A 25,507-nucleotide genomic window follows, 5' to 3' on the forward strand; every position below is an offset into this window, starting at 1 on the left:
GCGCGGCCGTTGGCACGCCAGATGGCGCGCGGGAACTTGCCCGCGATGCGCTCGAGGTCGGCGAAGACGCGGTAGCGCCGCTCCGCGTGGAGCTGGTCGATCGCTTCCTCGAAGAAACGCTGGTAATTCATCTCGACTTCCCAATTTTGGGCGGGATCATAATCATTGGCCTTTTGGTCGTCCACCGGGCCGATTTGGTCAAAATGCCACGCCCCGGACCTGTTCCTAACGACGGCGGATCGTGGCCTATTCCCAATCCGTGGCACGCTCTTTGGTTCACTTTTGTTTCCGCATGATGCCACATCAAGTGAACGCTGGTTACATCGGGTTTTAATGGGCAGACGGCAGACTTTCCAGTAAGGCGGTTGTTGAGACAGTTTCCGATAAATCTAGGGTAAGCGAGGATGCGGATGACGGTTCTGGTGACAGGTGGCGCAGGCTATATCGGCAGCCATATGGTCTGGGAATTGCTGGATGCGGGCGAAAGCGTGGTCGTTCTCGACCGGCTTTCCACCGGCTTCGAATGGGCGGTGGCGCCGGAGGCAAGGCTGGTCGTCGGCGATGTCGCCGACAAGGAACTGGTCGGCTCGATCATCCGGGAGAACAAGGTCGACGCGATCATCCATTTCGCCGGTTCCATCGTCGTCCCGGAATCGGTCGCCGACCCGCTCGCCTACTATGAGAACAACACCTCGAAGACACGCACGCTGATCGAAACCGCGGTGCGCGAAGGTGTGCCGAATTTCATCTTCTCCTCGACAGCCGCCGTCTATGGCGGCGCCGGGCTGGAGCCGGTACGCGAGGATGCCCGCCTGGCGCCGGAATCGCCCTATGGCCTGTCTAAGCTGATGAGCGAATGGATGCTGCGCGATGCAGGCCTTGCGCACGACATCCGCTACACGGCGCTACGCTATTTCAACGTCGCCGGGGCCGACCCGAAGGGCCGCACCGGCCAGTCGACGCCGGGCGCCACCCATCTGATCAAGGTCGCCTGCGAGACCGCGCTAGGCAAACGCCCGTTCATGCAGGTCTTCGGCACCGATTATCCGACGCCGGATGGCACCTGCATGCGCGACTATATCCATGTCAGCGATCTGGCCGCCGCGCATCGCCTTGCGCTGCAACGGCTACGCGCCGGCGGCGCCAGCCTCGTCGCCAATTGCGGCTATAGCCATGGCTATTCGGTGCTCGAGGTCATCGACAGCGTGCGCCGCGCCTTTGGCCATGACTTCGAGGTCAGGATGGGCGACCGGCGTCCCGGCGATGCCGCGGCGGTGGTTGCCAATTCCGATCTCGCGCGGTCCGAACTCGGCTGGACCCCGCAGCGCGACGATCTCGACCAGATCGTCAACGACGCGCTGGCCTGGGAGCGCATCCTGACCAGCAAAAACTCCGCGCGGAGCTGAGCGCGCTTTCCCAGGGGCTCACAAGCCCCAAGGGCTCGCAAGGTGCGCGGCGACGCGCTATGCAATCATTCGCGATACGGCGTGGAGGCGCCGTGCCGCGAGAGCTTTGGGGGATGGCATGAAGATAACGGTGCTTGGAGCCGGCGTCGTCGGTACGGCGGCCGCCTACTATCTGGTCGCCGACGGCCACGAAGTCACCGTGATCGAGCGTCATGCGGCGCCGGCGCGAGGCACCAGCCAGTCGAATGCCGGGCTGGTGTCTCCAGGTGACGCCACCGCCTGGGCCTCGCCGGCGGCACTCAAGACGTTCCTGCGCGGGCTCTACAATCATGATCTCGGCATCAAGGTGAGGCTGCGCTTCGATCCCTATTTCCTCGCCTGGAGCCTGCGCTTCCTGCGCCAGTGCACGGTGGCCCGCCTGCGAGCCAACAGCCAGGTCAAGCTGCGGCTGGCGCTCTATTCGCGCGACTGTATCAACGCCATTTCAGCCGATACCGGCATCCACTATGACGAGCGCAAGAAGGGCATCCTCTATTTCTTCCGCTCGCAGCACAGTCTCGACACCGGCACTGACAATTACCGCTATCTGGCCGAGCATGGCCTGCCGATCGAGATCGTCGGCCGCGACCGGCTGGTCGAGCTTGAACCAGGTCTTGCCGGGGTGAAGGAAAAGATCGCCGGCGGTGTCTACTCGCCGATCGACCAGACCGGTGATTCCCGGCAGTTCGTGGAAAACCTCGCTGCCCATGCCGCCGAAAAGCTCGGCGTGAAATTCCTTTATGGGACGACGGTCGAGGGCCTCGACATCGAAGGCGACCGGGTGCGCGCCGTGATGACCTCGGCCGGACCGATCGCCGGCGATGCAGTGGTCATATCGATGGGCCCGGAGAGCGGCCTGCTCGGCCGCCGCTACGGCATCGACCTGCCGGTCTATCCGGTGAAGGGCTATACGGCGACGATCCCGCTGGAGGATGAGAGCAAGGGCCCTACCATGGGCGGCGCCGACGAGGATCAGCTGATGGCCTATTCGCGCCTCGGCAATCGATTGCGGTTGGCTTCGACCGCCGAATTCACCGGCTTCGACCGCACCCACAAACCCAGCGACTTCGCCACCATGTTCAGGACCGGCAAGGACCTGTTCCCCGGTGCTTTCGACGAGAAGAAGGCGGAGCTGTGGGCAGGTTTGCGGCCAATGATGCCAAACTCGGTGCCGGTCATCGGCCAGGCGAAATACCGCAACCTTTACCTCGACACCGGCCACGGCCATGTCGGCTGGACAATGGCCTGTGGCTCGGGAAAATTCCTCGCCGACCTCGTCGCCGGCCGCAAGCCGGAGATCGACCCGCAGGGATTGGTCTACAGGGGATAAAATGTCCGGACCGCAAGTCGCCATCGACCTTGGCCGCATCGAGCGCAATGCACGTACCATTGTCGATCGTTGCGCGCTTTCGGGCATCAAGGTGTTCGGCGTCACCAAGGGCACTTGCGGCATGCCGCAGGTGGCGCGCGCCATGCTGCGCGGCGGCGTCGCCGGCATTGCCGAATCCCGCTTCGAGAACATCCGCCGACTGCGCGACAGCGGTATCACCGCGCCGATCATGCTGTTGCGCAGTCCGCCGATGGCGCGTGTGGAGGAAGTGGTGCGCACCGTCGACGTCAGCCTGCAGTCGGAGCTGACGATCATCCGCGAAATCTCGCGCATCGCCGAGCGCATGGGCCGCGTACACGACATCATGCTGATGATCGATCTCGGCGATCTCCGGGAAGGCATCTGGCCGAACGACCTCATCCCCACGGTCGAGCAGATTCTCGATATGAAGGGCGTGCGCATCGCCGGCATTGGCACCAATCTCGGCTGCTTCGGCGCCATCATGCCGACGGAGGAAAATCTCGGCCAGCTCGTCGCCCATGCTTACAAGACCGAGCGGCTGTCCGGGAAAAGCCTGGACTTCATCTCCGGCGGCGCCTCGTCGTCCCTGCCGCTGCTGCTCGAAGGCAAATTGCCGGCCGGTATCAACAATCTGCGCGTCGGTGAGGCGATCCTGCAGGGTGGTGTGGAAACCTTCCGTGACGTGCCATGGGCCGAACTCGAACCCGATGCCTGCCGGCTGACCAGCGACGTCATCGAGGTCAAGCTTAAGCCGTCACGGCCGATCGGCACCTCCGGTTACGACGCCTTCGGCAACCAGCCTGTCTTCCCCGACGAAGGCGACAGGTTGCGCGCCATCGCCAATATCGGCCGGGAGGATGTGCTGGTCGAAGGGCTGAGCCCGATCGGCAAAGGGATAAGGGTGCTCGGCGCCTCCAGTGACCATCTGCTGCTCGATGTCCAGGACGCCGATCCGCCGCTCGCCGTTGGCGATCGCGTCGCCTTCCGCATGAGCTATGGCGCCATGCTTTTGGCAATGACCTCGGAATATGTCGAAAAAGCACCAATGCACGATGTCGCGGATTTCTCCGGCCGCAAGATGGTGTCGATTTCGGCCGAAGCGGAAGCGGCCCGCATCCTCGCCCGGGAGGGAACCGGCGCCCGGCTGGAGGCGATGAATTTCGATGTCGTCGAACTGGCCGATATCGATCGGCCGCCCTCCGGACTGATCCGTCTGACTGCAGGCGCCGATCGTCGTATCGCGCACAAGGCGCTGACGGCGACGGCGGGCGCGACGCACTCCTTCGGCCTGATCTGGATCGATTCCATCGCCGCGCTGATGCCCGAGGACGAGGACGGCATCGACCTGCCGGAAGTGTCGGTACTGGCGCGCTCGCTTGGCCTCGACCACAAGGCCGGCGCGCTGCAGCCGCAGCTGTCGCCGGAAAACGTCGTCATCATCGGACTGCGCCATGCCGACCCGGCCGAAGTGCGGGTGCTGAAGGATTCGCGCGTCTCGGCCTTCACCATGACCGACATCGACGCCATGGGCATGCGCGACCTGATGCACGAGGCGATCCGCATCGCCACCTCGGGCACGCAAGGATTTCACGTCAGCTACTCGCCTGATGTGACCGAATTCGCCGGCTGGGCGGCTGGTTCCGGCGGCCTCACCGTGCGCGAGACGCATCAGGCGATGGAGGCGATCGCGCTTTCCGGCGGACTGCTGTCGATGAATGTCTCCGGTTTGAGTGCCGATCTGGAGCCCAGGATCGGCACCGATACCATCAACTTCGTCATGTCGGCCTTCGGCAAGCGGATCCTCTGATCAGCCAATAGCCTCGACGGCCGCCCGCCACGCGCGCGCATACTCCGCCCAGGCCGGATCGGCCGGCGGCTCTTGTGTCTGGCCCTTGCCATGCGCGGCACCCTGGTCCGATGCCAGCAGGGCGGCCCCGATGCTGGTGCCGGTAGCGGCTTCCGATGCGATGACCGCGCGGCCGGTCCTGGCGGCAAGCATCCGCGTGAACAATTGGTTGCGCGCGAAAGGTCCCTCGACTGTCGTCGGGCCATCGCCGCCGATCAGGTCGAGGCAAGTGGCGGTCATTAGCGCCAGGTAGAAGGAGATCGCGGCAAAGCGCTGGCCGGGAGGGATGGCCTCGCCCTTGCGCCATGCGGCGGTGTGATGCGGAAACGGCCCCGAGCCTTGCTGGATAGAAGGCAAAAGCAATGTCTTGCGCGCCAGCACCGCGGTGACATCGCTGTCGTTCCAGTTCTGCGCCGAGCCTTCGGTCAGCAGCGAGAATTCGCGGCCGCCCATGAACCGCGCCGAGGGCACGGGGTTGCCGAGGGCATTGACATTGACCAGCGTATCCCTTGCTGGATCGAGCGCGACCGCCTTGCCGCCGACCGCCATCGATACCACCCAGGTGCCGGTCGAGACCACCGAGAAGGGCGGCGCATCGGACAGGAGATGCGGCAGCAGGGAGGCGTTGGAATCGTGCAGGCCGCAAAAGACCGGCGTTTGTGGGTCGAGCCCGGTCCGCTCCGCAAGCTCGGGCAGGATCGAGCCAAGACAGTCGCTGGCCGGCCGCACGGGCGCCATCAGGTCGCGCCAGCCCAAGCGGTCGACCAGCGCCGAAAAATCCCCCGTCCAGGGGTTCCACAGATCGGTGTGGCAGCCGAGCGAGGTGACCTCGTTGGCGACGATACCGGTCAGGCGCAGCGCCCAGTATTGCGGGTACATCAGCATCGCGGCGGCCCTGGCGAACTCCGTCGGGAAGCTTTGCTGCTGCCAAAAGAATTGCGCGCCGAGATTGAGGCCGAGCGGCAGGCGCGGCGTGCCGGTCTCGGAGAAGGGCGGGCGGATCGCACCATAGCCTTCCGCAAGCTCGTCGGGCCCGTCGAATTCATAGTCGAGAACAGGCAGCACGAGTTCGCCGGAGGCATCGACCAGCACGCCGGTCGCGCCATGGGTGGTGATCGAAATGGCGTCGATGCGCTGTTCGCGGTTGAGCGCCGCAAGGCTGTCGAGGATGAAAACCCACAGCGCTTCGACATCGTGATGCGGATAGGGCGCCTGTCGCACCGGCGCATTCGCCCTGCGGCGCAGCGCTACCTCGCTCAATGTGGCGAGATCGACCAGCGCCACCTTGGCGTTGGTCTTGCCGATATCGATCACGGCGACGTTGCGGATCGCGCTCATTCCATATGGAACATTATTTCCAGGGGCACCGCCACCGGTTCATTGTCCGGCTTGGTCTCCATGATGTCGGCCATTTCAGCCCACCAGCGCTGCATCACCGGATGCTTCGGCAGATCGTCCATGCCGTGACCATCGCGCCGCCACAGCACCCCAAACAGGATATTGATCTCTTCGTCGAGATGGATCGAATAGTCGGAGACGCCGGCCTGCTTGAGCAACGCGACCAGCGCCGGCCAGATTTCATCGTGGCGCTTCTTGTACTCGGCCTTCATGCCGGGCTTGAGCATCATCTTGAATGCGTATTTCTCGGGCATCAGGCCAGGCGTCCCCCGCGCAGCCGCCGCCAGACGATCGGCAGCGCAATGACGATGATCAGGAGCAGGCCTATGAAGATCGACATGACGATGCCGGGCACGTTGAGCAGGCCGAGGCCGAAGGTCACCAGCCCCATGATGAAGGCGGCGAGCACGACGCCCAGAATGCTGCCGGCGCCGCCAAGGATGCTGACGCCGCCCAACACCACCATGGTGATGACTTCGAGCTCATAACCTTGGGCGATGGACGGCCGTGTCGAGCCGAGCCGCGAGGTGATCAGCACCGAGGCGATGCCCGACATCAGGCCGGTCAGGCAAAACAGGATGAATTTTATGCGGCCGACGCGCACGCCGGAAAACTGTGCCGCGACCGGATTGTTGCCGATGGCGAAGACACGACGGCCGAAACTCGTGCGGTGGAGCATGAACCAGTAGACGACAGCCGCGATGAGGAAGAGCACCAGTTCGAACGACACCACCCACCAGACGTAACCCTGGCCGAAGAAGGCGAAGCTTTCAGGATAGCCCTTGTAGGCCTGGTCGCCGAGGATGATGAAGGCGATGCCGCGAAACAGGCTCATCGTGCCGATGGTGACGACGATGGAAGGCAGGCCGAGGCGCGTGACCAGCAGCCCGTTGAAGGCGCCGCAGCCGAGGCCGACGACGATGCCGATCAAGACAAGCACTGGCGTGCCGGCGCCGGCCTGCACCGCCATGCCCATCATGGTCGATGCCAGCGCGATGATGGCGGCCACCGACAGATCGATCTCGCCGGAGATGATCAGCAATGCCATTGCAAAGGCGATCAGACCCTTTTCGGTGAAGTTGAAGGTGAGATCGGAGAGCGAATAGGGGTCGAGGAAATAGGGTGAGGCGAAACTGTTGATGGCAAAGATGGCGATAGCCACCACGACCAGCAGCGCTTCCCAGGAAAAGATCGCCGAAGAGAGCGGCTTGTCGAGCCGGTCGGGAATGTGGCGAGGGGCGGGGACGTCGGTCATGCCGCTTCCACCTTTCTCAGGATGATGCGGCCCTGCTGGCGTTCGCCGCGCGCGTTGAGCACGACGGCCAGGATGATGGCGCTGCCCGAAATCGCCATCTGCCAGAAGGGCGAGATGTTGATGACCGGCAACGCGTTGGAGATGATGCCGAGAAACAGCGCACCGAGCACGGCACCCCCGACCGAACCGATGCCGCCGGCGATCGAGATGCCGCCGATGACGCAAGCGGCGATGATGTTGAGCTCATAGCCGTTGGCGACCTCGACCGAGGCAATGACGTAGCGCGAGATCCAGAGATAACCGCAGAGGCCACCGATCATGCCGGAGATGCAGAAGACGATGAATTTCGTGCGGCCGACATCGATGCCAGTATAGACCGACGCCGTCGGATTGACGCCGATGGCATAGATCGAGCGGCCGAGCGCGGTGCGTGTCATCAGCACGAAGAACAGTCCGATGACCAGTATGGCGATCAAGGACAGCACGGGAATGCCGAGGAAAGCAGCGCGCTGGAAACCGATGAAGTCCGGGCTCATCTTGTCGGCATTGACCCAGGCGCCGCCGGACAGGACGAAAGTAGCGCCGCGATAGATGGTCAGCGTGCCCAGCGTCACCACGATCGAGGGGATGTTCAACCGCCACACCAGCAGGCCGTTGATGGCGCCGAGCATCAGCCCGACGGCGAGCGCGATGACGATCAGCAGCGGGATCGGGATTGCCGGATGGGCGGCGTTCAGCATCGCCACCACCATGCCGGTGAAGCACAGATTGGAGGCCATCGACAGGTCGATGGAGCGGGTCAGGATAACGACCATCTGGCCGAGCGCCAGGATCATCAGGATCGAGGTGTCGTTGAACACCTGGCGCAGGTTGCCTGCATCGGCAAAGGCCGGAAAGCGCGTCGAGATCAGCCCGATCAGCACGACGATGGCTGCGAGCAGCCAGATTTCACGGTATTTGAGGAATGCTTTCATGCCGCGATCCCCGCTGCCGTCCTGACCAGCGTCTCGGCGTCCAGTTCCTTGTTGTCGTAGACCGCCGCGACGAGACCCTCGCGCATGACGACGACGCGGTCGGACATGCCGAGGATTTCGGGCAGTTCGGACGACACCATGATCACCGACAGGCCCTGCGCCACAAGCTCCGCCATGAAGCCGTGCACGGCGGCCTTGGAGCCGATGTCGATGCCCTTGGTCGGCTCGTCCAGGATGATCACCTTGGGTGTCGTCGCCAGCCATTTGGCGATGACCACCTTCTGCTGGTTTCCCCCCGAAAGCGTTCCGACATCCTGGCTGAGCGAGGAGGCCCTGAGGTCAAGCCTCTCTGTAAAGGAACGGGCCAGCGAAAATTCCTCCGCCAGCCGAAGCATGCCGGATTTGGAGGTGCGGGCGAGCGAAGGGAGAGAAACATTCTGGAAGATCGGCAGGCCGATCACCACGCCCTGCTTGCCGCGTTCCTCAGGCACGTAGACGATGCCGGCCTCGATCGAATCCGCCGCCGATTTCGGCGCGATCGCCTTGCCTTCCAGCGTGATCGTGCCGCTGCTGGTGCGCGTGATGCCTGAAATCGCCTGCATGACCTCGCTGCGCCCGGCACCGACCAGGCCGTAGAAGCCGAGGATCTCGCCCTTGTGCAGCTCGAAGCCGATGTCGTTGAATTCGGTCGGGTGCGACAGGCCGGAAACGGAGAGCACCGGCGCGCCGATCTCGGCCTTGCGCTGCGGAAAGATATGGTCGACCGCGCGGCCCACCATCATGCGCACGATCTGGCTCTGGCCGGCATCCCTGATCAGGCCTTCGCCGACCATCTCGCCGTCGCGGAATACGGTGTAGCGGTCGGCGATGCGATAAATCTCGTCGAACTTGTGGCTGATGAACAGGATCGCCTTGCCCTGTTCCTTGAGGAACTCGATGAGCAGGAACAGCTCCTCGATCTCCTTCGTCGAAAGGGCGGCGGTCGGCTCGTCCATGATGACGATCTGAGAATCGATCGACATGGCGCGCGCGACGGCGACCAGATGTTTGTTGGCAATGCCGAGATCCCTGAGCCGCGCATCGGCGTCGATATGGCCGGCATGCATCGTGTCGAGCACTTCCCGCGCATTCTTGCGCATCGTGCGCCAGTCGATGGTGCCGAAGCGGCTGCGCGGCGCATGGCCGAGGAAAATGTTTTCGGCGACGCTCAGATCGTCGAACAGAACCGTCTCCTGATGGATGGCGGTGACGCCGATTCCGAAGGCCGCATGCGCGCTGGGCAAGGTGACGGGCTGTCCGTCAATGCTGATGATCCCTGCGTCGGGCTGGTAGATGCCGGTCATGATCTTGACCAGCGTCGACTTGCCGGCGCCGTTTTCACCGATCAGTGCGGTCACCTGGCCTGGATAAAGCGAAAGGCTGACATTGTGCAGCGCCCGCACGCCGGGAAAGCTCTTGGAGATGCCGGACAGCGTCAGGCGTGGAGCCGAGGCTGTAGGCCGCTCCTTTGTCTCGCTGCGTTGGGCTGTCGTGTCCATATCCGTATCAAGCCCCGAAACTAGGTCCGTTTGAAGTCGCGGCGGGACGAAAGCCCCGCCGCGCCATTGAAGGGCGCCAGGATCAATAGATCTTGGAGAACTTCTCGATGTTGCTCTTGTCGAACTGGAAGGGCGGAGCCATCGCGGCCGAATTGGTGTCGTCGAGCGTCACCTTGCCGACGCGGCCGATCGACAGCGTCGCACCCGGCTTGGCCTCTTCCTTGTTCACCGCCAGGTCATGGGCGAGGTAGACGGCGGAGTAACCGAGGTCGATCGGGTTCCACAGCGCAACGGCCTGGCTGGCGCCATTGTCGATGAACTTCTTGAACTCCGACGGCAGCGCCAGGCCGGTGACGTTGACCTTGCCGATCAGGTTCTCGTCGGTGACGACCTGGGCGGCGGCGACGACGCCGACGGTGGTCGGCGCGATGATCGCCTTCAGGTTCGGATAGGACTTCAAGAGGCCTTTAGCCTCATCGGTGCTCTTGGCCGAGTCGTCATCGCCATAGACGGTGGCGACCAGCTTGATCTTGGGGAACTTCTCCGGCAGCACCTTCTTGGCCGCTTCGATCCAGGAATTCTGGTTGGTCGCGGTCGAGGAGGCCGACAGGATGGCGACATCGCCGCCTTCCGGCAGATAGTCGGCGGCCAGCTTGATGATGGTCTCGCCGATCAGCCCGGTGTCGGATGGGTTGAGGTGAAGCTGGCGGCCTTCCTTGGCGACGCCCGAATCCCAGGAGATGACGGTGATGCCACGCTCCATGGCCTTCTTCAGCACCGGCACCAGCGCGTCGGCGTCATTGGCGGAAATCGCGATGGCGTTGACCTTCTGCGCGATCAGCGAATTGACCACTTCGATCTGCGCCTCGGCGGTCGCCTTGGTCGGGCCGGTGTAGATGATGTCGACGTCGCCGAGTTCCTTGGCCGCCTCTTGCGCGCCCTTGTTGGCGGCATCGAAGAAGCCGTTGCCGAGCGACTTCACCACCAGCGCGATCTTGACATTTTCAGCGTAGGCGGCATTCACGAACATGGCGGCCGAGAAGGCCGCCGTCACCATCAATTTCTTCAAGAAGCTCATCGAATTTCCTCCCTTGAGCGTTGCATTCCATCGCCGCTGCGGGCGTGAGGTGTCTCAGGCCTGCAGTGAAGATTCTTCCTTTGTCGACTTGCGGGCGACGATCAGCGTCACCCCCGCGGTTTCCAGCATCTTTGCCTCGCGGTCTTCGATGCCGTCATCGGTGATGACGGTGGCGATGCGCGAAAGACCGCACAGGATCAGGCTGGAGCGTTTGCGGAATTTCGAGGAATCGACCAACACCACCAGTTCGTCGGCCTGGTCGATCAGCTTCTGCTCCGCCTGGATCAGCAGCGGATCGCCTTCCATCAGGCCGAGAGGCCCCAACCCTTGAGCGCCCATGAACATGCGGCGCGCGTAGAAATTGCGCGTCACGTCGTTGTCGAAAGGCGACAGGATGATGTTCTGCTCGCGATAGATCGTGCCGCCCGACAGCATCACCGTGTTCTTGGAGTGCTTGAGCAGGTGCTCGGCGATCGGGAACGAATTGGTGAAGATCGGCATGCGGCGACCGGTCAGGAAATGCACCATCTGGAAGGTGGTGGTGCCGCCATTGATGATGATCGGCTCGCCGTCCTTGCACAGTTCGACCGCTTCGCGTGCGATCGCCCGCTTCTGCGCGGCGTTGAGCGTTTCGTTGACGGAGAAGGGGCGGCCCGCCAGCCCGATGAACTGCGGCGGCGAGATCGCCTCGGCGCCGCCGCGCACCCGGCGCAGGCGTTTCTGGACATGGAGAGCAGCGATGTCGCGCCGGATCGTCGCCTCGGAGGATTCCGTCAGGTCGACCATCTCCTGCACCGTGACCACAGGTTTTTCCTGGACGGCGGACAGAATGATCCTGTGGCGCTCTTTTTCGTGCATGGTTCCTCCCTGCCTCAGCATCTAGGCACCCAAAACGAGCAGTGTCAATCATTTCCGATCATATAATTTCATTGTGCAGTGCAATATGATTGATGTTGATCGTTTATGATTGACAAGCTCGCCTCTTGCGTAGACATTCCTCGGCGAAAAAGGAGCGCATCGTCCGCGCTCCAAGGGAGGATTACCTATGCTCGACAAGCGCTCCGGCTCGCGCCTCGCCAATCTGTGGGATGATGCGAAGGCACAGGGGATGAGCGAGCCAGAGCTTCTGGTCTATCGCTCGAACACGCTCGGCTCCGACAAGCGCGTCACCAACTATGGCGGCGGCAATACCTCCTCGAAGATCTGGCAGAAGGATCCGCTCACCGGCGAGAATGTCGAGGTGCTTTGGGTCAAGGGCTCGGGCGGCGACAGCGCCTCGATCAAGCTGGACGGCTTCGCCACCCTCTACATGGACAAGTTGCGGGCGCTGAAGGGGCTTTACCGCGGCGTCGAGCATGAGGACGAGATGGTGGGTTATCTGCCCCACTGCACCTTCAACCTCAATCCACGCGCGGCCTCGATCGACACGCCGCTGCACGCCTACGTGCCGAAGCCCTTCGTCGACCACATGCATCCCGATGCCATCATCGCCATCGCCGCCGCGAAAGATTCCAGGGCGCTGACCAAGGAGATCTTCGGCGACGTCATTGGCTGGCTGCCATGGAAACGGCCGGGCTTCGAGCTTGGCCTGTGGCTGGAGAAATTCTGCCTCGAACACCCAACCGCCAAGGGCGTCATCCTCGAAAGCCACGGCCTGTTCACCTGGGGCGACACCCCCAAGGAATGCTACGAGACGACGATCTCGGTGATCAACCAGGCGATCGAATGGTTCGAGCGCCGCTCCGAAGGCGTGGCGATTTTCGGTGGTGAGGTGGTGAAGTCGCTCGACGCCGCTGACCGCCGTGCCATTGCCGCCAAGCTGATGCCGAGAATCCGTGGCCTGATCTCGGAAAAGAGCCACAAGCTCGGCCATTTCGACGATTCGGCCGCCGTGCTCGAATTCGTCAATTCGAAAAATTTGCGCCCGCTGGCCGCACTCGGCACCTCGTGCCCGGATCATTTCCTGCGCACCAAGATCCGCCCGCTGGTCATCGAATTCGACCCGGCAAAGCCTGACATTGATGCCGTCATCGCGCGCCTCGCCGACGACATTGCCGAATATCGTGTCGGCTACCAAGCCTACTACGACAGCTGCAAGCATGCGGATTCGCCCGCCATCCGCGATCCCAATGCGGTGGTCTATCTGATGCCCGGTGTCGGCATGTTCACCTTCGCCGGCGACAAGGCGACCGCACGCATCTCGGGCGAATTCTACGTCAATGCCATTAACGTCATGCGCGGCGCGTCCACCGTCTCGTCCTATGTCGGCCTGCCCGCGCAGGAGGCTTTCGACATCGAGTACTGGCTGCTCGAGGACCTGAAGCTGCAGCGCATGCCGAAGCCGAAGTCTCTCGCCGGCCAGATCGCGCTGGTCACCGGCGGCGCCGGCGGCATCGGCCGGGCTACGGCCAACCGCCTGCTGCGCGAAGGCGCCTGCGTGGTGCTGGCCGATATAGACGAGGCGGCGCTCGCCAGCGCCAATGAGGAACTGGCCAAGGTCTTTGGCATGGATTTCGTCCGGCCGGTCCTCATCAACGTCACCTCGGAGGATCAGGTCGTCGCCGGCTTCGCCGAGACCGCGGTCGAGTTCGGCGGCATCGACATTCTGGTCTCCAATGCTGGGCTTGCGTCCTCGGCGCCGATCGAGGAGACGACGCTGGCGCTGTGGAACAAGAACATGGATATCCTGTCGACCGGCTATTTCCTGGTCTCGCGGGAAGCGTTCCGGCTGTTCCGGGTACAGAAGATCGGCGGCAATGTCGTCTTCGTCGCCTCCAAGAACGGCCTTGCCGCGTCACCCAATGCCGCCGCCTATTGCACCGCCAAGGCCGCCGAAATCCATCTCGCCCGCTGTCTCGCGATGGAAGGCGCGGAAGCGCAGGTCAGGGTCAATGTCGTCAATCCGGACGCCGTGTTGCGTGGCTCGAAGATCTGGACCGGCGAGTGGAAGGAACAACGCGCCGCCGCCTACAAGATGTCGACCGACGATCTCGAAGAGCACTACCGCTCGCGCTCGATGCTGAAGCGCTCCGTCTTCCCGGAAGACATCGCCGAAGCGATCTATTTCCTGGCCTCCGACATGTCGGCCAAGTCGACCGGCAACATCATCAACGTCGACGCCGGCAACGCACAGAGCTTTACGCGCTGAGCTAACCTCGAAGCGCTCCCTTCTCCCGTCACTATACGGGGAGAAGGTGGCCCGAAGGGCCGGATGAGGGGCAGCGCTCACCGAATGCATTCTGGGAGGAACAGCAGTGTCCGAATCCATCATCTCCGCCGACATCGTCGATAAGAGCAATGCCGCGCGCAAGGCCCACCTCGAGCGCGACTACGCCTCGCTCGGCGAACGCCTCGACCGGCGCGGCATTGCCATCAATGCGATCAGGGACAAGGTCGAGAAATTCGCCGTCGCGATCCCCTCCTGGGGCGTCGGCACCGGCGGCACCCGCTTCGCCCGCTTCCCGGGCGCTGGCGAGCCACGCGACATCTTCGACAAGATCGAGGATTGCGCCGTCATCAAGCAGTTGACGCAGGCGACCCCGACCGTCTCCCTGCACATCCCGTGGGACAAGGCCGATCCGAACCGGCTGAAGCAGGCGGCTTCCCGCTTCGGTCTCGGTTTCGATGCCATGAATTCCAACACCTTCTCGGACACGAAGGATCAGAAGCTCTCCTATAAATTCGGTTCGCTGTCGCATTCCGATGCCGGTACGCGCCGGCAGGCGGTCGAGCACAATCTCGAATGCATAGAGATCGGCAAGACGCTGGGCTCCAGGGCATTGACGGTGTGGATCGGCGACGGCTCGAATTTCCCCGGCCAGGTCAATTTCGCCAAAGCCTTCGAGCGCTATCTCGATGCCATGAGGCAAGTCTACGCCGGCCTGCCGGCCGACTGGAAGCTGTTCACCGAGCACAAGATGTACGAGCCGGCCTTCTATTCCACCGTCGTGCAGGACTGGGGCACCAACTACATCATCGCCAAGGAATTGGGTGACAAGGCGTTCTGCCTCGTCGACCTCGGCCACCATGCGCCCAACGTCAACATCGAGATGATCGTGTCACGGCTGATCCAGTTCAAAAAACTCGGCGGCTTCCACTTCAACGATTCGAAATATGGCGACGACGATCTCGATGCCGGCTCGATCGATCCCTACCGGCTGTTCCTCGTCTTCAACGAACTGGTCGATGCCGAGCTTTCCGGCGCCGAAGGCTTTGATCCCGCCCATATGCTCGACCAGAGCCACAACGTCACCGATCCGATCGAAAGCCTGATGCTGTCGGCGGTCGAGGTGCAGCGCGCCTATGCGCAGGCGCTGCTGGTCGACCGCAAGGCGCTTGAAGGTTTTCAGGACGGCAATGACGCGCTGATGGCGACGCAGATGCTGAAGGCGGCTTACCGCACCGATGTCGATCCGATCCTTGCCATGGCGCGGCTGAAGACCGGTGGCGCCATCGATCCGGTCGCCGCTTACCGGGCAGCGGGCTACCGCGCCAAGGTCGCGGCCGAACGGCCAGCCGTCGCAGGCGGCTCCGGCGGGATCGTTTGAGGTAGAGCCGATCTCCCCTCTTGCGGGGAAGATGTTCGGCAGGACAGAGGGGGGCGCTGTCCCGCCGACGTCTCAGCTGATTGAGCTGCCTCACAATCAAACCTGGATGAACAAACGTCTGAAGGTTGGCGATCCCTCACGCCCTGTATCTCCCCACAAGCGGGCAGTCACCAACCCGTGAATGTCTTCATTGAAGATGGACTCGATCGCTCCAAGTAGCTCTTCTTAGCAAGCACCACCTGGAGAACCCGCCATGCACCTCACCCGCCGGACGCTGATCGCCCTCAGCCTTTCCATCACTTTCGCCTTTTCGCCATCGGCCTTCGCCGCGTCACCAGCACCGGCCAAGGGCGAGAACGGCATGGTCGTCACGGCCCAGCATCTGGCTTCCGAAGTTGGCGTCGAGGTTCTGAAAAAGGGCGGCAATGCCGTCGATGCGGCTGTCGCTGTCGGCTATGCCTTGGCCGTGGTCTACCCCAACGCCGGCAATATCGGTGGCGGCGGCTTCATGACCATCCGCTTCAAGGACGGCAAATCGACCTTCCTTGATTTTCGTGAGCGGGCGCCGCTTGCCGCGACCAAGACCATGTATCTCGACAAGGATGGCAACCCGGTGAAGGGCGCCAGCCTCGACGGCTACCTCGCGGTCGGCGTACCGGGTTCCGTCGCCGGTTTCGAGATGGCGCGCCAGAAATACGGCACCTTGTCCAGGCAGGATTTGATGGCGCCGGCGATCAACTATGCCAAGGACGGGTTCATCCTCAACCAGGGCGATGCAGCCTCATTCGCCGGCGGCGCTGAAAGGTTGGCGAGGGACCCAGCGGCGGCCGCCGCCTTCCTCAAACCCGGTGGCAAGCCCTATGGCATCGGCGAGAAGCTGGTTCAGCCCGACCTTGCCGCGTCGCTCTCAGCCATTTCCGAGAGAGGTCCCGATGCCTTCTACAAAGGCGCCATCGCTGACGCCATCGTCAAGGCGAGCGGCGCCAGGGGCGGTATCCTGGCCAAGGGTGATTTCGAACACTATGCGGTGCGCGAGCTGAAGCCCGTCACCTGCTCCTATCGTGGCTACGAGATCATCTCGTCGCCGCCGCCGAGCTCAGGCGGCGTCATCATCTGCGAAATCCTCAACGTGCTGGAAGGCTACCCGCTGTCCTATCTCGGCGCCGGCTCGGCCGAAACGGTGCATGTCATGGTCGAGGCGATGCGCCACGCCTATGTCGACCGCAACTCGGCGCTCGGCGATCCCGATTTCGTCGACAACCCGATCTCCAAGCTGCTGGATAAAGCCTATGCCAAGGACATCCGCGACAAGATCGATCCGTTCCGGGCCGGTGTGTCGCAGGACCTGATGCCGAAGGGTTTTGGCGAATCGAAGGAGACGACGCATTATTCGATTATCGACAAGGACGGCAACGCGGTCGCGGTCACCTACACGTTGAACGGCTCGTTCGGCGCCGGCGTAGTGGCGGACGGCACCGGCATCCTGCTCAACAACGAGATGGACGACTTCACCCAGAAACCCGGCGTGCCAAACCTCTATGGCCTCGTCCAGGGCGAAGCCAACGCTATCCAGCCGAAGAAGACGCCGCTGTCCTCGATGAGCCCGACAGTCGTGGCCAGGGACGGCAAGCCGTTCATGGTCATCGGCAGCCCCGGCGGCTCGCGCATCATCACCATCACGCTGGAAGCGATCGTCAACGTCATCGACCACGGCATGAACATCCAGGAGGCGATCGATGCGCCGCGCATTCATCACCAATGGCTGCCCGACACCGTCTACATCGAGCCGTTCGGCCTTTCGCCCGACACCGAAAGGCTGCTGGCCGGCATGGGCTATCACCTCGATCTCGCTGACCAGAGCTGGGGGCAGGCGGCCGGAATCCTGGTCGGCGGCAAGAGCCTGGCGGAAATCAAGAAGGGCGGCGGCGCGCGCTACAATGGCGCAATCGACAGCCGCGCGGCATCGGGCGAAGCGCTTGGATATTGACAGGCCGCAAACCTGTTCCTTGCCTGACAAGGCCGGATTCCGCCTTTCGGGACCGGCCTCCGCCTCATTGGCCCGGCAGGAGCCGTCAGGTCACCAGCGTGACGGTCGATGCAATCAGCATCAGGGCAGCGATGCCGACGAACAGCGCATAGATGCGTGGCCGGTCGAGCAGCAGCGCGTTACCCGATATCCAGGCCGACGTGGCGCCGCCCAGCGCGAAGAGGAAGCCGTTGCGATGGCCGAAAGTCATCGACGCTGCCATAAGCCCGCCGATGATCAGGGCGCCGAACACGATGATCACGGCAACCGCGTATTTCTCGAAGTCGTTGTTGCCGATCCCTGGTCCGATCGCGTTCAAATTCGGCAGGTCGTCCGGATCGAAGGGGCTCGCCGACCCGTATTCGTCTTGACCCATGGATTCTCGCATCACTTGATCTCCGCTGACCGGCAACAAACCATCAACGCCTGCCGAGCGCAACCCGATCGCACGTCCCTCTCCATGTTGACGATTATCTTCAACACTTTCCGGCCGCGCTTGTCACCGATCTTTCGGCCACCTGGCTCGAATGCAACAGCGTCGCCGCCCGGATGGTACGCCATCGCCCATCCATAGTGGACGGTGTCCGTGGGAGAAAGGCAATGCCGCCGATCAATTCAGAGGCGGCTGCGGCGGGGAGTCGCAGCGCTGGCAAATCCCGGCCGGATTGTTCGGCAAACTGCTCTCGGGCAATGGCTGAACGCCTCGACGCGCTCCCGGGCCTGCGGGCGAGCTTCGAGTTGGATGCCGGCGAGAACCACATGTCGATCCTGCCGGTGACGGTCAACCGGGCGGTTCAGGCGGCGTTCGCGGTGCGGTAGAATTTCTACTCAGCGCGCCGGCGGCAGTTCGAACAGCTTGGCGCCGTTCTCTTGGCCGCGTTCGACATAGCCGATAATGCCGAACCATCTGGCGACATCGGGCCCCTTGAGCCAGCTGCGCGAGTGGATGGGAAGGTTGCCGGCGAGCGCCTGGATATGCCTGATATGCCGCTTGCAGAAACGGACGGTCGAGCCGCGGAAGAAATCCTCCTGAGCGGCAAACAGCGTGTCGGCGGCGTCGCTGTTTTCATGCCAGGCGATGATCGCCACGGCCTTCTCGCCCTCGACAAGCGCGTGCGCCCGGCCCTCTTTCAAATTCATCATCAGATTGTCGTAGGCGATCTTGCTGTCCTTGCCAGCCGCCGCGTACTCGTCCGACATCCGCTTGGACAGGCCATGGAAGACGTCCTCGAGATCCCCCAGCGTTGCTGCGCGTGCTCTCATTTCACCTCCTGCAGCCCCGGCAGGGAGTTTGCCCTAGGGATTGTGGGGCGCCAAGCAAATTGAATCCGACAGAAGCCCGGTGAGAGCAAAGTCGTTCCGTCAATCGATCTTTGTGACAGGGCGGGCACGCCGGCGGAAGCCTAGTCCCGATAAATTCCGAAATCAGAGGGTTGGAAACTGCCTTCACCAGCGCCGCGCCTGCTATGACCGGCAGGTAAATAGATTTACGTGAGCACGAAACGTGCTGCTGACGAGTTTCCCGGCGCCTTGTCCACGCCAACAAGTGTGGCGTCGACTGGCGAATGCGCCGGCCCGGCTGCCTCTGCGGCCGGGCCTGTTGTTTCGCGGACCGTGCTGTCACCTAATGATTATGGGACTGCTGGAAGCCGGCCGCGTCGTATTGAGATACGCTCTTCGGATTTTTCGAGTTTTGTGGCTGGGTGCCGGCGTAATGTGTTCCGGCATTCCCATCCGGGTTGAAGGCTGAGCCCGGAGCAGAGCTGGCGTGGCCGGGGGTCGCACTTCCTGTTTGAGCAGTTCCGATTTCTTGGCTGGGCTGACCTGTTGTGCCCGTCACCGTGTGGACATTGGTGGCCAAAGCCATGCTGGTGGAACCTATGAGCAAGCCTGCCATCACCGGAATGAGGAGATGTTTCATGGTCGTTCTCCCAAAAGCATTTGATTTTGGGTGCTCGGGGTTCATGTGAGCACCCGGCGAACTAAAGTTAGAACGCTCTTCGGAGCACCATTCATCCCGACTATCGCAAACTGTGATCTGTTTGTTTCACCGTGACACGCTTTTGGCGGCTTCGGTCTCCAGGTCCTTTAAGGCATCGGGTTCTTTTAAGGCATCAGGGAACAAGAGCCTGTGGATTCCAGTTAACCGGATATGCCAGCCAAGATCAACGAACCGCAGCCGAAGCCCGGCCCGCAGCCACCCGTCAGTCGGCCGGACAAGGAAGCACCGTCAGAGCTTGAGCACATCGATCCGCCACCGCGAGACGTGCGAGAGGCGCCGGCACCAAATCCCAATGGCGACAAGAAAGCCTAAGCGCCGACACGCGAACGCGCCTGCAACAGGCGCATGCGATATGACAGCAACCAGGATCGCTTCATAAAGGACTTGATTTTCTTTTTAAAAGGATGGTGCCAGAGGCGGAATCTAAAAAGAAAGAATTCCAGCTTTGTTTCCAGATAGTTGGGACGCGCGCAATAGCGGGGCTAGCCAACAAAAATACCAACAAAATATTTCTGTGGATTGGTTCGGTTCCCGATCATTTGCCTGTTCGCGCAATGCCATCGCACATGAAACTATCTGCAGCAATTGCCCTCGATCTGGCCCAGATGGTCCCCCCGTCATGCCATTCGATGCAGGGGATCGAGTCGCCAGAGCGCTACCGCCTTTCCCCCACTCGGAGAGCATGCGATATTTTCTACAGTGTCGGGCGTGATGGGCCTGTCTCGGTGCTGCAAAGACCGGTAGGGAGCGGGAGAGTCTGACCCGAAAGCTATCCACGACGCGAACGGCAGCTTTGCGCCGCAACTCAGACGTAGAGCCCGCCTTACGACATCCCATAAGCGGACACATGCGCGCGGTATGAGGTGGCATACTGCCAGAGCGGAGACCGACGCCCCCACCGTGCGGACCACCGCGATGACGGTTAGTCGCGATGCTGGTGAACCATGGCTTCGGGCTTCCCGTCGAGCAGTAACGGCTTTGGCAGCACCTTCATTGGCGATCCGTCGCAGGCCGGGATCAACCAACAGATGCTGCTCGGCGTACCCCAACACGTGTGAAGGTCCTCCTGGAACGAAGGACGTTTGCCTCGGCTAGGACAACGATTTGGATTATTTTTTTGGCGCGGGCTTCGGGTCAGCGATGCGTCCAGGCTTGCAAGAAGAGTTCGACCGCAGACCATCTTTTGGGTGGGACGATGGCCAGCGGCCGACCAGCATGGGAGGATTGTCGCATATCCAAGAAATCGCTAATATAGCAATCTCACCCCCCGGGGAGCCGCCGATGTCGATCCACGAGGAACTGCAGGTTTTCTGTAATGCCTATGTAGCTGCCTATCGTGCCGGCGACGCCAAAACATGCGGCGCGATGTTTACGGCCGATGCTGAATTGCATTCGCCCTACGCGCCTCCGGCTAGAGGCCGAGACGCGATCGAAGCTCTCCACACAACCTGGACGAACGGGCACAGCGAGGCGACCGACAAGAAAATGGAAGTGATACATGCGGGCGGATCCGGTGACCTGGCTTGGTGCCTGGCGACGTATACCGAGGGCTTGGAGGTCGGCAACGGAACGTCGGTCGACGTCTTCGAGCGACAGGCCGACTGGTCATGGCTCATACGCATGTGCAGCTTTAACAGCACCGACTGAGGAATAGGTTTGTTGCCGACTTGGCGCGGCCGCGGAGACGGTGGGAATGAAGCAGATCGACTTCTTCTATTTCTTCGGGAGCGGCTACGCATATCTGTCGGTGATGCGCATTGACGCTATGGCGAAACAGTCGGGCGTTGCCGTTCGATGGCGTCCCTTCAATGTCCGCACCGTGATGGCCGAGAACAACATTGCCCTCCGCACCCAGGCCGCAAAGGTGAAGTACATGTGGCGCGATGTGGAGCGGCGCGCGGCGACGCACGGCGTCCCCTACGTCAGGGCTCCCATCTGGCCGACCGATCCGGACCTTCTGGCCAACCGGGTCGCGATGGTGGCGGCCGAAGAGGGCTGGTGCGAGGCCTACACCGTCGCAAGCTTCAGGGCGTGGTACCTGGAAGGCATGGAACTGGGCAGCCGCGCCCATCTGGCGCGAGTGCTGGCTCCTCTCGGTCAGGGCGTCGACGATGTGATTGCCAAGGCCGATGGCGCCCGCGCCCATGAGCGTCTCAAGGCGGAGACCGACGCGGCGCGCAGCTATGGCATTTTCGGCTCCCCAGCCTTCGTCGTGGATGGCGAAACATTCTGGGGAGACGATCGGTTGGAAGAGGGGCTTGCCTGGGCCGCTGGGCAACATGAACTGCAAACGTTGATTCATGACGAAGAGGACTAGTACGCGACGCATTTGGTGGAAGCCATGCGCCGATCGCCGGTCCCAGGGGAGGATTTAAGTGCCAAGCCGTTGGACCATTCTTGCCGTCTTGTTCGTCGCGCGTGCCGCCTTCGCCTTCCAGTTCGGCAGCGTGGGGGCCGTAGCGCCGCAGCTGGGCCAAGGCACTGGCGCCAGCCTGGCCGACATCGGCATCCTTATCGGAATCTATTTTGCGCCGGGCGTCCTGCTCGCCTTCCCCGCTAGCACCATCGGACGCCGCTATGGCGACAAGGCGACGGTTCTCGCCGCGCTCCTGGCGATGCTGGCAGGCGAATTGCTGATGACCTCGTCGGCGTCATGGAGCGTACAAATCGCAGGCCGACTGATCGCCGGCACTGGCGGCATTCTCCTGAGCGTCCTGATGACCAAGATGGTCGCCGACTGGTTCACCGGCCGCGAAATCGCAACCGCAATGGCCATTTTCGTCAACTCCTGGCCGGTGGGCATCGCAATCTCGCTCATGCTATTGCCATGGATCGCAACGAGGTTCGGACTTCATCTCGTCAACTTTGCCGTCGCAGGGTGGATCCTGATCGGCCTCGTCCTCATGGCCTTTTTCTATCGCGCGCCGGAGGCGGCCGTCTCCGTTGAAGGCGAACGAGGCAGTGTGACCTCGGAAACGGTCTATGCGGTGATTGCCGCTAGCTCGATCTGGTGTCTCTACAATCTCGGTTTGGTGATGATCTTCAGTTTCGGCCCAACGATGCTCGTCGAGCGAGGCTGGTCCATGGCTGCAGCTGGATCAACGATCAGCATCGTCCTCTGGCTCACGGCGATTTCGGTCCCCTTAGGAGGCTTGCTCGCTGATCTGACCAAACGCGGCGAAGCTATCATTGTCGCAGGCTGCATCGGCTTTGCGCTGCTGACGGTTCTCCTGTCGCGAAGTGGCCAGGTGCTTCCTGTCGTCATTGCCGTCGGGACCGTTTGCGGCCTGCCCGCCGGTGCGATCATGAGCCTTCCTGCGCGCGTGCTCGGGCCAAAAACGCGGGCGGTCGGAATGGGAATATTCTATGCGACCTTCTATGCCGGGAGCCCGGTTGGATCCGCGATCGGCGGAAAGCTTTCCACGTCGCTGGGCTCCGCGAGCGCCGCGCTCGACTTCGGCGCCGTCCTACTCCTGGTTTGCCCAGCCATTCTGTGGGTATTCCACCGTATCGTTGCTGACCAGAATCGGCCGGCTATTCCATCGATGTAAAACGCGCAAGCAAACCTTAGGCGATATCCCAGGACATGGTGTGCTGCGTAGCGCGGTGGTCATCAACGCTTTGCTGTAGGTGTGATTGTCGAAGCCAGCCTTGTTTGCTGCTTCTCTTGTCAGTGGCGGCCATCTCAACGAGGTCTCGGACCGTGTCCGGTCGGCCGCATGCGTCGTCTGCAGCTTCACTGGTGGTCAAGCAGGCAACTATTGGCAATAATGCGGGGAGAGCGCAGAATTGTCCAAAGGGCCTTCGCCTGCGACAGGACATTTGCGCGATGAGTCAATTTGGTGGCGAACCAGTTCGTGATCCTGCGGACCTCGGCTTCGACAAGGCGCGGCTGGCGCGACTGAAGCGGTGGATGCAGCGATATGCCGACACCGGGCGCTGGCCGGGAGGTGCGGTGCTCATCGCGCGTCATGGAGAACTCGCCTTTTTCGACTGCGCCGGGCACGCCGACGTCGAAGCCAAGCGGCCTTGGCAGCGCGGCCTCATCGCCCGCATCTACTCGATGACCAAGCCTGTCACCGCCGTCGCGCTGATGATGCTGTACGAGGAGGCGCGCCTGCATCTCGACGATCCGGTCGAAGCTTACCTGCCGGAATTCAAAAATAGGCAACTTCTGATACCGGGCGCAACGTCGCTGGACCAAACGGTGCCCATCAAAACGAAGATGACGATCCACCATCTGCTGACTCACACATCTGGCCTAAGCCTTTTTACGAACCCCCGACTGCTCGGTGAAGCTTATGCCAAGGAAAAACTCGGCCTCGCCCTTGCCTACGGTGGGCTCGACAAGATGGTGCGCAGGATCGCCGAGCTGCCACTGGAATGGGAGCCGGGCACGAGATGGCAATACAGCACCGGGTCCGATGTCATCGGCCGTGTCGTGGAAGTCGTTTCCGGAACGACGCTCGACAAATTCTTCGCGAGTCGCATCTTCGAGCCCCTCGGCATGACCGACACCGGCTTCGCTGTGCCGGAGTCTGAGATCAGCCGTTTCCCCCCGCTCTATGAGGCTACGGCTGGCGGCATGGCTTTGCACGAAGCGCCGGAGGTTTCGGAGTGGCGGCAAGGCAAGGTTGATACGTTCTGCGGCGGAGGCGGGCTCGTCGGAACCATCGACGACTATTGGCGGTTCGCCGAAATGCTGCGGGCTGGAGGTGAACTCAACGGCAAACGCATCCTCAGTCCCCGCACTTTGAGATTGGCGGCGCGCAATCACCTACCGGGAGATCTTGCCTCGATGGCAACCGAAGTTTGGGCCGAGACCCAGTTTGACGGCGTCGGGTTCGGCCTGCTGGGCTCCGTCGTCCTCGATCCGGCTAAGGCGCAAATTTCGGCGCAAGTGGGCGACTATGGCTGGGGCGGGGCGGCAGGCACCTTCTTCTGGGTGAGCCCGGTCGACGACGTGGTTGTCATTCTATTCACGCAACTGCTGCCTTCGAGCGCCATTCCGGTGCGCAAAGAGCTGCGCGCACTCGTCCATGGTGCGTTGACAGGGGCCTGAGACTCGTCAACAGAAACTGCGCGGAGCAACCTTGTGCTTAGCAAGCCGGCTCGGCTTCGTGGTGCTCGATGAGCTCTTCGCCCAAGCCGGCGGGCAGTTGCTCTTCCATCTCATCAGCCGGCTTTACGGGCGGAACTCGCTTCCGGCATCGGTCATCTCACGACGATGCCCGCGCAACCTGAATGTCCGCCCTTGAGGAGCCGCAGCCTGAAGCTGCCAATCCGCTTCCGTGAAGAGTTTCGGGCGCTGGCAGGCGTACGAAAGTCCCCGAGGAAGGAACCCGCGGGCCGCAGGCGATGGCTATGGGGATTTCGATCTGCGGCTGGTGTCGGCGATGGCGCGACCGCCGCCGGGAGACGCCGCGATTGATACGGGCATGCCGCATTGTTGCGCTTGCGCGCGATGTTGCCGGCTCGGCGCAGGTCCGGACGCGCGCCTTTCGGCGACGGTAGTCACCATGGACTCGCGTGGATACGTCGCCGGCGGCTGAGCACCTGCAGCTGAAGGCTCGACCATGCCATGCCGGATCATGGGACGTTCTCCCGGTTCGTCGCCGTTGCGTCCGGCGGTCCGCGCGGTTGCCTCCACCGTTCGAACGTCTCGATGACGATCATGCGTCCGCCGCAGCAAGGGCACGGCGGGCGGAAGTTGTCCGGATCGTCGAGATTATCGTCATCGGGCGGCGCGGCGACGTCCAGGAGTTGGCGGGCGAGCGCGAGGCAGTCCTTGCGAGAGCCGCCTGCGAGCAAGCCGTAGTGACGGATGCGATGGAAGCCGCGCGGCAGGACATGGAGCAGGAACCGACGAATGAACTCGTGAGTGGCAAGCGTCATGACCTGCTGCCGGTCGGCGCCGTTGCGGCGATAGGCCTTGTAGCGGAAGGTGACGACGCTCTCGTCGAAGGCGACCAGGCGCCGGTTCGAGATGGCGACCCGGTGCGTGTAGCGCGACAGATAGGCGAGCACCGCTTCCGGTCCCGCGAACG

21 protein-coding genes and 3 pseudogenes are annotated in these 25,507 nt (G+C 62.4%); 12 read left to right on the forward strand and 12 right to left on the reverse strand.

Annotated elements, in window-relative coordinates; translation table 11 throughout:
- A pseudogene (locus FJ941_RS27995) lies at positions 1 to 131 on the reverse strand (5-aminolevulinate synthase); the annotation flags it as partial.
- A 279-nt stretch (positions 132 to 410) separates the two neighbouring features.
- On the opposite strand from FJ941_RS27995, the gene galE reads away from it, so the two are divergent.
- The 3 genes from galE to FJ941_RS28010 all read left to right on the forward strand — a co-directional run bounded on the left by galE (position 411) and on the right by FJ941_RS28010 (position 4,603).
- Entirely contained in the window at positions 411 to 1,406 is a 996-nt protein-coding gene (gene galE / locus FJ941_RS28000) for a UDP-glucose 4-epimerase GalE (RefSeq protein WP_140510774.1), read from the forward strand.
- A gap of 118 nt (positions 1,407 to 1,524) precedes the next feature.
- Entirely contained in the window at positions 1,525 to 2,775 is a 1,251-nt protein-coding gene (locus tag FJ941_RS28005) for a D-amino acid dehydrogenase (protein ID WP_140510747.1), read from the forward strand.
- A gap of 1 nt (position 2,776) precedes the next feature.
- Positions 2,777 to 4,603: an alanine racemase gene (locus FJ941_RS28010; RefSeq protein WP_140510748.1), complete on the forward strand. Its 1,827-nt coding sequence runs from the start codon at positions 2,777 to 2,779 to the stop codon at positions 4,601 to 4,603.
- Here FJ941_RS28010 and FJ941_RS28015 read toward each other — a convergent pair whose 3' ends face one another.
- The 7 genes from FJ941_RS28015 to FJ941_RS28045 all read right to left on the reverse strand — a co-directional run bounded on the left by FJ941_RS28015 (position 4,604) and on the right by FJ941_RS28045 (position 11,743).
- On the reverse strand, positions 4,604 to 5,980 hold the full coding sequence (locus FJ941_RS28015; protein ID WP_140510750.1) for an FGGY-family carbohydrate kinase: 1,377 nt from the start codon (positions 5,978 to 5,980) through the stop codon (positions 4,604 to 4,606).
- Positions 5,977 to 6,294: an L-rhamnose mutarotase gene (rhaM, locus tag FJ941_RS28020; RefSeq protein WP_140510751.1), complete on the reverse strand. Its 318-nt coding sequence runs from the start codon at positions 6,292 to 6,294 to the stop codon at positions 5,977 to 5,979. The genes FJ941_RS28015 and rhaM overlap by 4 nt, the downstream gene beginning before the upstream one ends.
- Positions 6,294 to 7,295, reverse strand: coding sequence for an ABC transporter permease (locus FJ941_RS28025; protein ID WP_140510753.1), 1,002 nt, complete (start codon positions 7,293 to 7,295; stop codon positions 6,294 to 6,296). Before FJ941_RS28025 ends, rhaM begins: the two co-directional genes overlap by 1 nt.
- Positions 7,292 to 8,269, reverse strand: a complete 978-nt coding sequence (locus FJ941_RS28030) for an ABC transporter permease (protein ID WP_140510754.1) — start codon at positions 8,267 to 8,269, stop codon at positions 7,292 to 7,294. Before FJ941_RS28030 ends, FJ941_RS28025 begins: the two co-directional genes overlap by 4 nt.
- Positions 8,266 to 9,807, reverse strand: a complete 1,542-nt coding sequence (locus FJ941_RS28035) for a sugar ABC transporter ATP-binding protein (protein ID WP_140510756.1) — start codon at positions 9,805 to 9,807, stop codon at positions 8,266 to 8,268. The genes FJ941_RS28030 and FJ941_RS28035 overlap by 4 nt, the downstream gene beginning before the upstream one ends.
- A gap of 82 nt (positions 9,808 to 9,889) precedes the next feature.
- Positions 9,890 to 10,885, reverse strand: a complete 996-nt coding sequence (gene rhaS / locus FJ941_RS28040; protein ID WP_140510758.1) for a rhamnose ABC transporter substrate-binding protein — start codon at positions 10,883 to 10,885, stop codon at positions 9,890 to 9,892.
- Between the two features lie 54 nt (positions 10,886 to 10,939).
- Positions 10,940 to 11,743, reverse strand: coding sequence for a DeoR/GlpR family DNA-binding transcription regulator (locus tag FJ941_RS28045; protein WP_027145694.1), 804 nt, complete (start codon positions 11,741 to 11,743; stop codon positions 10,940 to 10,942).
- A 187-nt stretch (positions 11,744 to 11,930) separates the two neighbouring features.
- Here FJ941_RS28045 and FJ941_RS28050 point away from each other — a divergent pair, with 187 nt between their 5' ends.
- The 3 genes from FJ941_RS28050 to ggt all read left to right on the forward strand — a co-directional run bounded on the left by FJ941_RS28050 (position 11,931) and on the right by ggt (position 17,419).
- Entirely contained in the window at positions 11,931 to 14,033 is a 2,103-nt protein-coding gene (locus FJ941_RS28050) for a bifunctional rhamnulose-1-phosphate aldolase/short-chain dehydrogenase (protein WP_140510759.1), read from the forward strand.
- 106 nt (positions 14,034 to 14,139) lie between these two features.
- Positions 14,140 to 15,432, forward strand: a complete 1,293-nt coding sequence (gene rhaI, locus FJ941_RS28055) for an L-rhamnose catabolism isomerase (protein WP_140510761.1) — start codon at positions 14,140 to 14,142, stop codon at positions 15,430 to 15,432.
- A gap of 253 nt (positions 15,433 to 15,685) precedes the next feature.
- The gene (gene ggt, locus FJ941_RS28060) at positions 15,686 to 17,419 is read left to right on the forward strand and encodes a gamma-glutamyltransferase (RefSeq protein ID WP_140510763.1); all 1,734 of its coding nucleotides are present in this window, start codon (positions 15,686 to 15,688) and stop codon (positions 17,417 to 17,419) included.
- A gap of 85 nt (positions 17,420 to 17,504) precedes the next feature.
- Here the strand turns inward: ggt and FJ941_RS28065 are convergent, their stop codons facing one another.
- On the reverse strand, positions 17,505 to 17,846 hold the full coding sequence (locus FJ941_RS28065; RefSeq protein WP_084636831.1) for a hypothetical protein: 342 nt from the start codon (positions 17,844 to 17,846) through the stop codon (positions 17,505 to 17,507).
- A 293-nt stretch (positions 17,847 to 18,139) separates the two neighbouring features.
- On the opposite strand from FJ941_RS28065, the pseudogene FJ941_RS28070 reads away from it, so the two are divergent.
- A pseudogene (locus tag FJ941_RS28070) lies at positions 18,140 to 18,277 on the forward strand (alpha/beta hydrolase); the annotation flags it as partial.
- 9 nt (positions 18,278 to 18,286) lie between these two features.
- On the opposite strand, the gene FJ941_RS28075 reads toward FJ941_RS28070, so the two are convergent.
- A complete protein-coding gene (locus FJ941_RS28075; RefSeq protein ID WP_027145699.1) occupies positions 18,287 to 18,721 on the reverse strand; it encodes a hypothetical protein in 435 nt (144 codons plus the stop codon).
- A 361-nt stretch (positions 18,722 to 19,082) separates the two neighbouring features.
- Positions 19,083 to 19,379 (reverse strand): adenylate cyclase, encoded by a 297-nt coding sequence (locus FJ941_RS28080; RefSeq protein WP_140510765.1) that lies wholly within the window; start codon positions 19,377 to 19,379, stop codon positions 19,083 to 19,085.
- A 1,362-nt stretch (positions 19,380 to 20,741) separates the two neighbouring features.
- On the opposite strand from FJ941_RS28080, the gene FJ941_RS28085 reads away from it, so the two are divergent.
- The 5 genes and pseudogenes from FJ941_RS28085 to FJ941_RS29265 all read left to right on the forward strand — a co-directional run.
- Entirely contained in the window at positions 20,742 to 21,107 is a 366-nt protein-coding gene (locus FJ941_RS28085) for a nuclear transport factor 2 family protein (RefSeq protein ID WP_140510776.1), read from the forward strand.
- 46 nt (positions 21,108 to 21,153) lie between these two features.
- Positions 21,154 to 21,777: a 2-hydroxychromene-2-carboxylate isomerase gene (locus tag FJ941_RS28090; RefSeq protein ID WP_140510767.1), complete on the forward strand. Its 624-nt coding sequence runs from the start codon at positions 21,154 to 21,156 to the stop codon at positions 21,775 to 21,777.
- Between the two features lie 58 nt (positions 21,778 to 21,835).
- Positions 21,836 to 23,011: an MFS transporter gene (locus tag FJ941_RS28095; protein ID WP_140510769.1), complete on the forward strand. Its 1,176-nt coding sequence runs from the start codon at positions 21,836 to 21,838 to the stop codon at positions 23,009 to 23,011.
- A 278-nt stretch (positions 23,012 to 23,289) separates the two neighbouring features.
- Complete coding sequence (locus tag FJ941_RS28100; protein ID WP_140510771.1) at positions 23,290 to 24,522, forward strand: serine hydrolase domain-containing protein; 1,233 nt, start codon at positions 23,290 to 23,292, stop codon at positions 24,520 to 24,522.
- Between the two features lie 43 nt (positions 24,523 to 24,565).
- Positions 24,566 to 24,649 (forward strand): annotated as a pseudogene (locus FJ941_RS29265) (IS21-like element helper ATPase IstB); the annotation flags it as partial.
- Between the two features lie 400 nt (positions 24,650 to 25,049).
- On the opposite strand, the gene FJ941_RS28115 reads toward FJ941_RS29265, so the two are convergent.
- On the reverse strand, positions 25,050 to 25,507 hold a 458-nt coding region (locus FJ941_RS28115), incomplete at its 5' end, for a transposase (RefSeq protein ID WP_181170037.1).

The sequence above is a fragment of the Mesorhizobium sp. B2-3-13 genome (genome assembly GCF_006442195.1).
GTDB classification, from domain to species: Bacteria; Pseudomonadota; Alphaproteobacteria; order Rhizobiales; family Rhizobiaceae; genus Mesorhizobium; species Mesorhizobium salmacidum.

Coding starts and splice junctions, on each gene's coding strand:
- galE (WP_140510774.1), top strand. CDS start 411: ATGACGGTTCTGGTGACAGGTGGCGCAGGCTATATCGGCAGCCATATG.
- FJ941_RS28005 (WP_140510747.1), top strand. CDS start 1,525: ATGAAGATAACGGTGCTTGGAGCCGGCGTCGTCGGTACGGCGGCCGCC.
- FJ941_RS28010 (WP_140510748.1), top strand. CDS start 2,777: ATGTCCGGACCGCAAGTCGCCATCGACCTTGGCCGCATCGAGCGCAAT.
- FJ941_RS28015 (WP_140510750.1), bottom strand. CDS start 5,980: ATGAGCGCGATCCGCAACGTCGCCGTGATCGATATCGGCAAGACCAAC.
- rhaM (WP_140510751.1), bottom strand. CDS start 6,294: ATGCCCGAGAAATACGCATTCAAGATGATGCTCAAGCCCGGCATGAAG.
- FJ941_RS28025 (WP_140510753.1), bottom strand. CDS start 7,295: ATGACCGACGTCCCCGCCCCTCGCCACATTCCCGACCGGCTCGACAAG.
- FJ941_RS28030 (WP_140510754.1), bottom strand. CDS start 8,269: ATGAAAGCATTCCTCAAATACCGTGAAATCTGGCTGCTCGCAGCCATC.
- FJ941_RS28035 (WP_140510756.1), bottom strand. CDS start 9,807: ATGGACACGACAGCCCAACGCAGCGAGACAAAGGAGCGGCCTACAGCC.
- rhaS (WP_140510758.1), bottom strand. CDS start 10,885: ATGAGCTTCTTGAAGAAATTGATGGTGACGGCGGCCTTCTCGGCCGCC.
- FJ941_RS28045 (WP_027145694.1), bottom strand. CDS start 11,743: ATGCACGAAAAAGAGCGCCACAGGATCATTCTGTCCGCCGTCCAGGAA.
- FJ941_RS28050 (WP_140510759.1), top strand. CDS start 11,931: ATGCTCGACAAGCGCTCCGGCTCGCGCCTCGCCAATCTGTGGGATGAT.
- ggt (WP_140510763.1), top strand. CDS start 15,686: ATGCACCTCACCCGCCGGACGCTGATCGCCCTCAGCCTTTCCATCACT.
- FJ941_RS28065 (WP_084636831.1), bottom strand. CDS start 17,846: ATGCGAGAATCCATGGGTCAAGACGAATACGGGTCGGCGAGCCCCTTC.
- FJ941_RS28075 (WP_027145699.1), bottom strand. CDS start 18,721: ATGAGAGCACGCGCAGCAACGCTGGGGGATCTCGAGGACGTCTTCCAT.
- FJ941_RS28080 (WP_140510765.1), bottom strand. CDS start 19,379: ATGAAACATCTCCTCATTCCGGTGATGGCAGGCTTGCTCATAGGTTCC.
- FJ941_RS28085 (WP_140510776.1), top strand. CDS start 20,742: ATGTCGATCCACGAGGAACTGCAGGTTTTCTGTAATGCCTATGTAGCT.
- FJ941_RS28090 (WP_140510767.1), top strand. CDS start 21,154: ATGAAGCAGATCGACTTCTTCTATTTCTTCGGGAGCGGCTACGCATAT.
- FJ941_RS28100 (WP_140510771.1), top strand. CDS start 23,290: ATGAGTCAATTTGGTGGCGAACCAGTTCGTGATCCTGCGGACCTCGGC.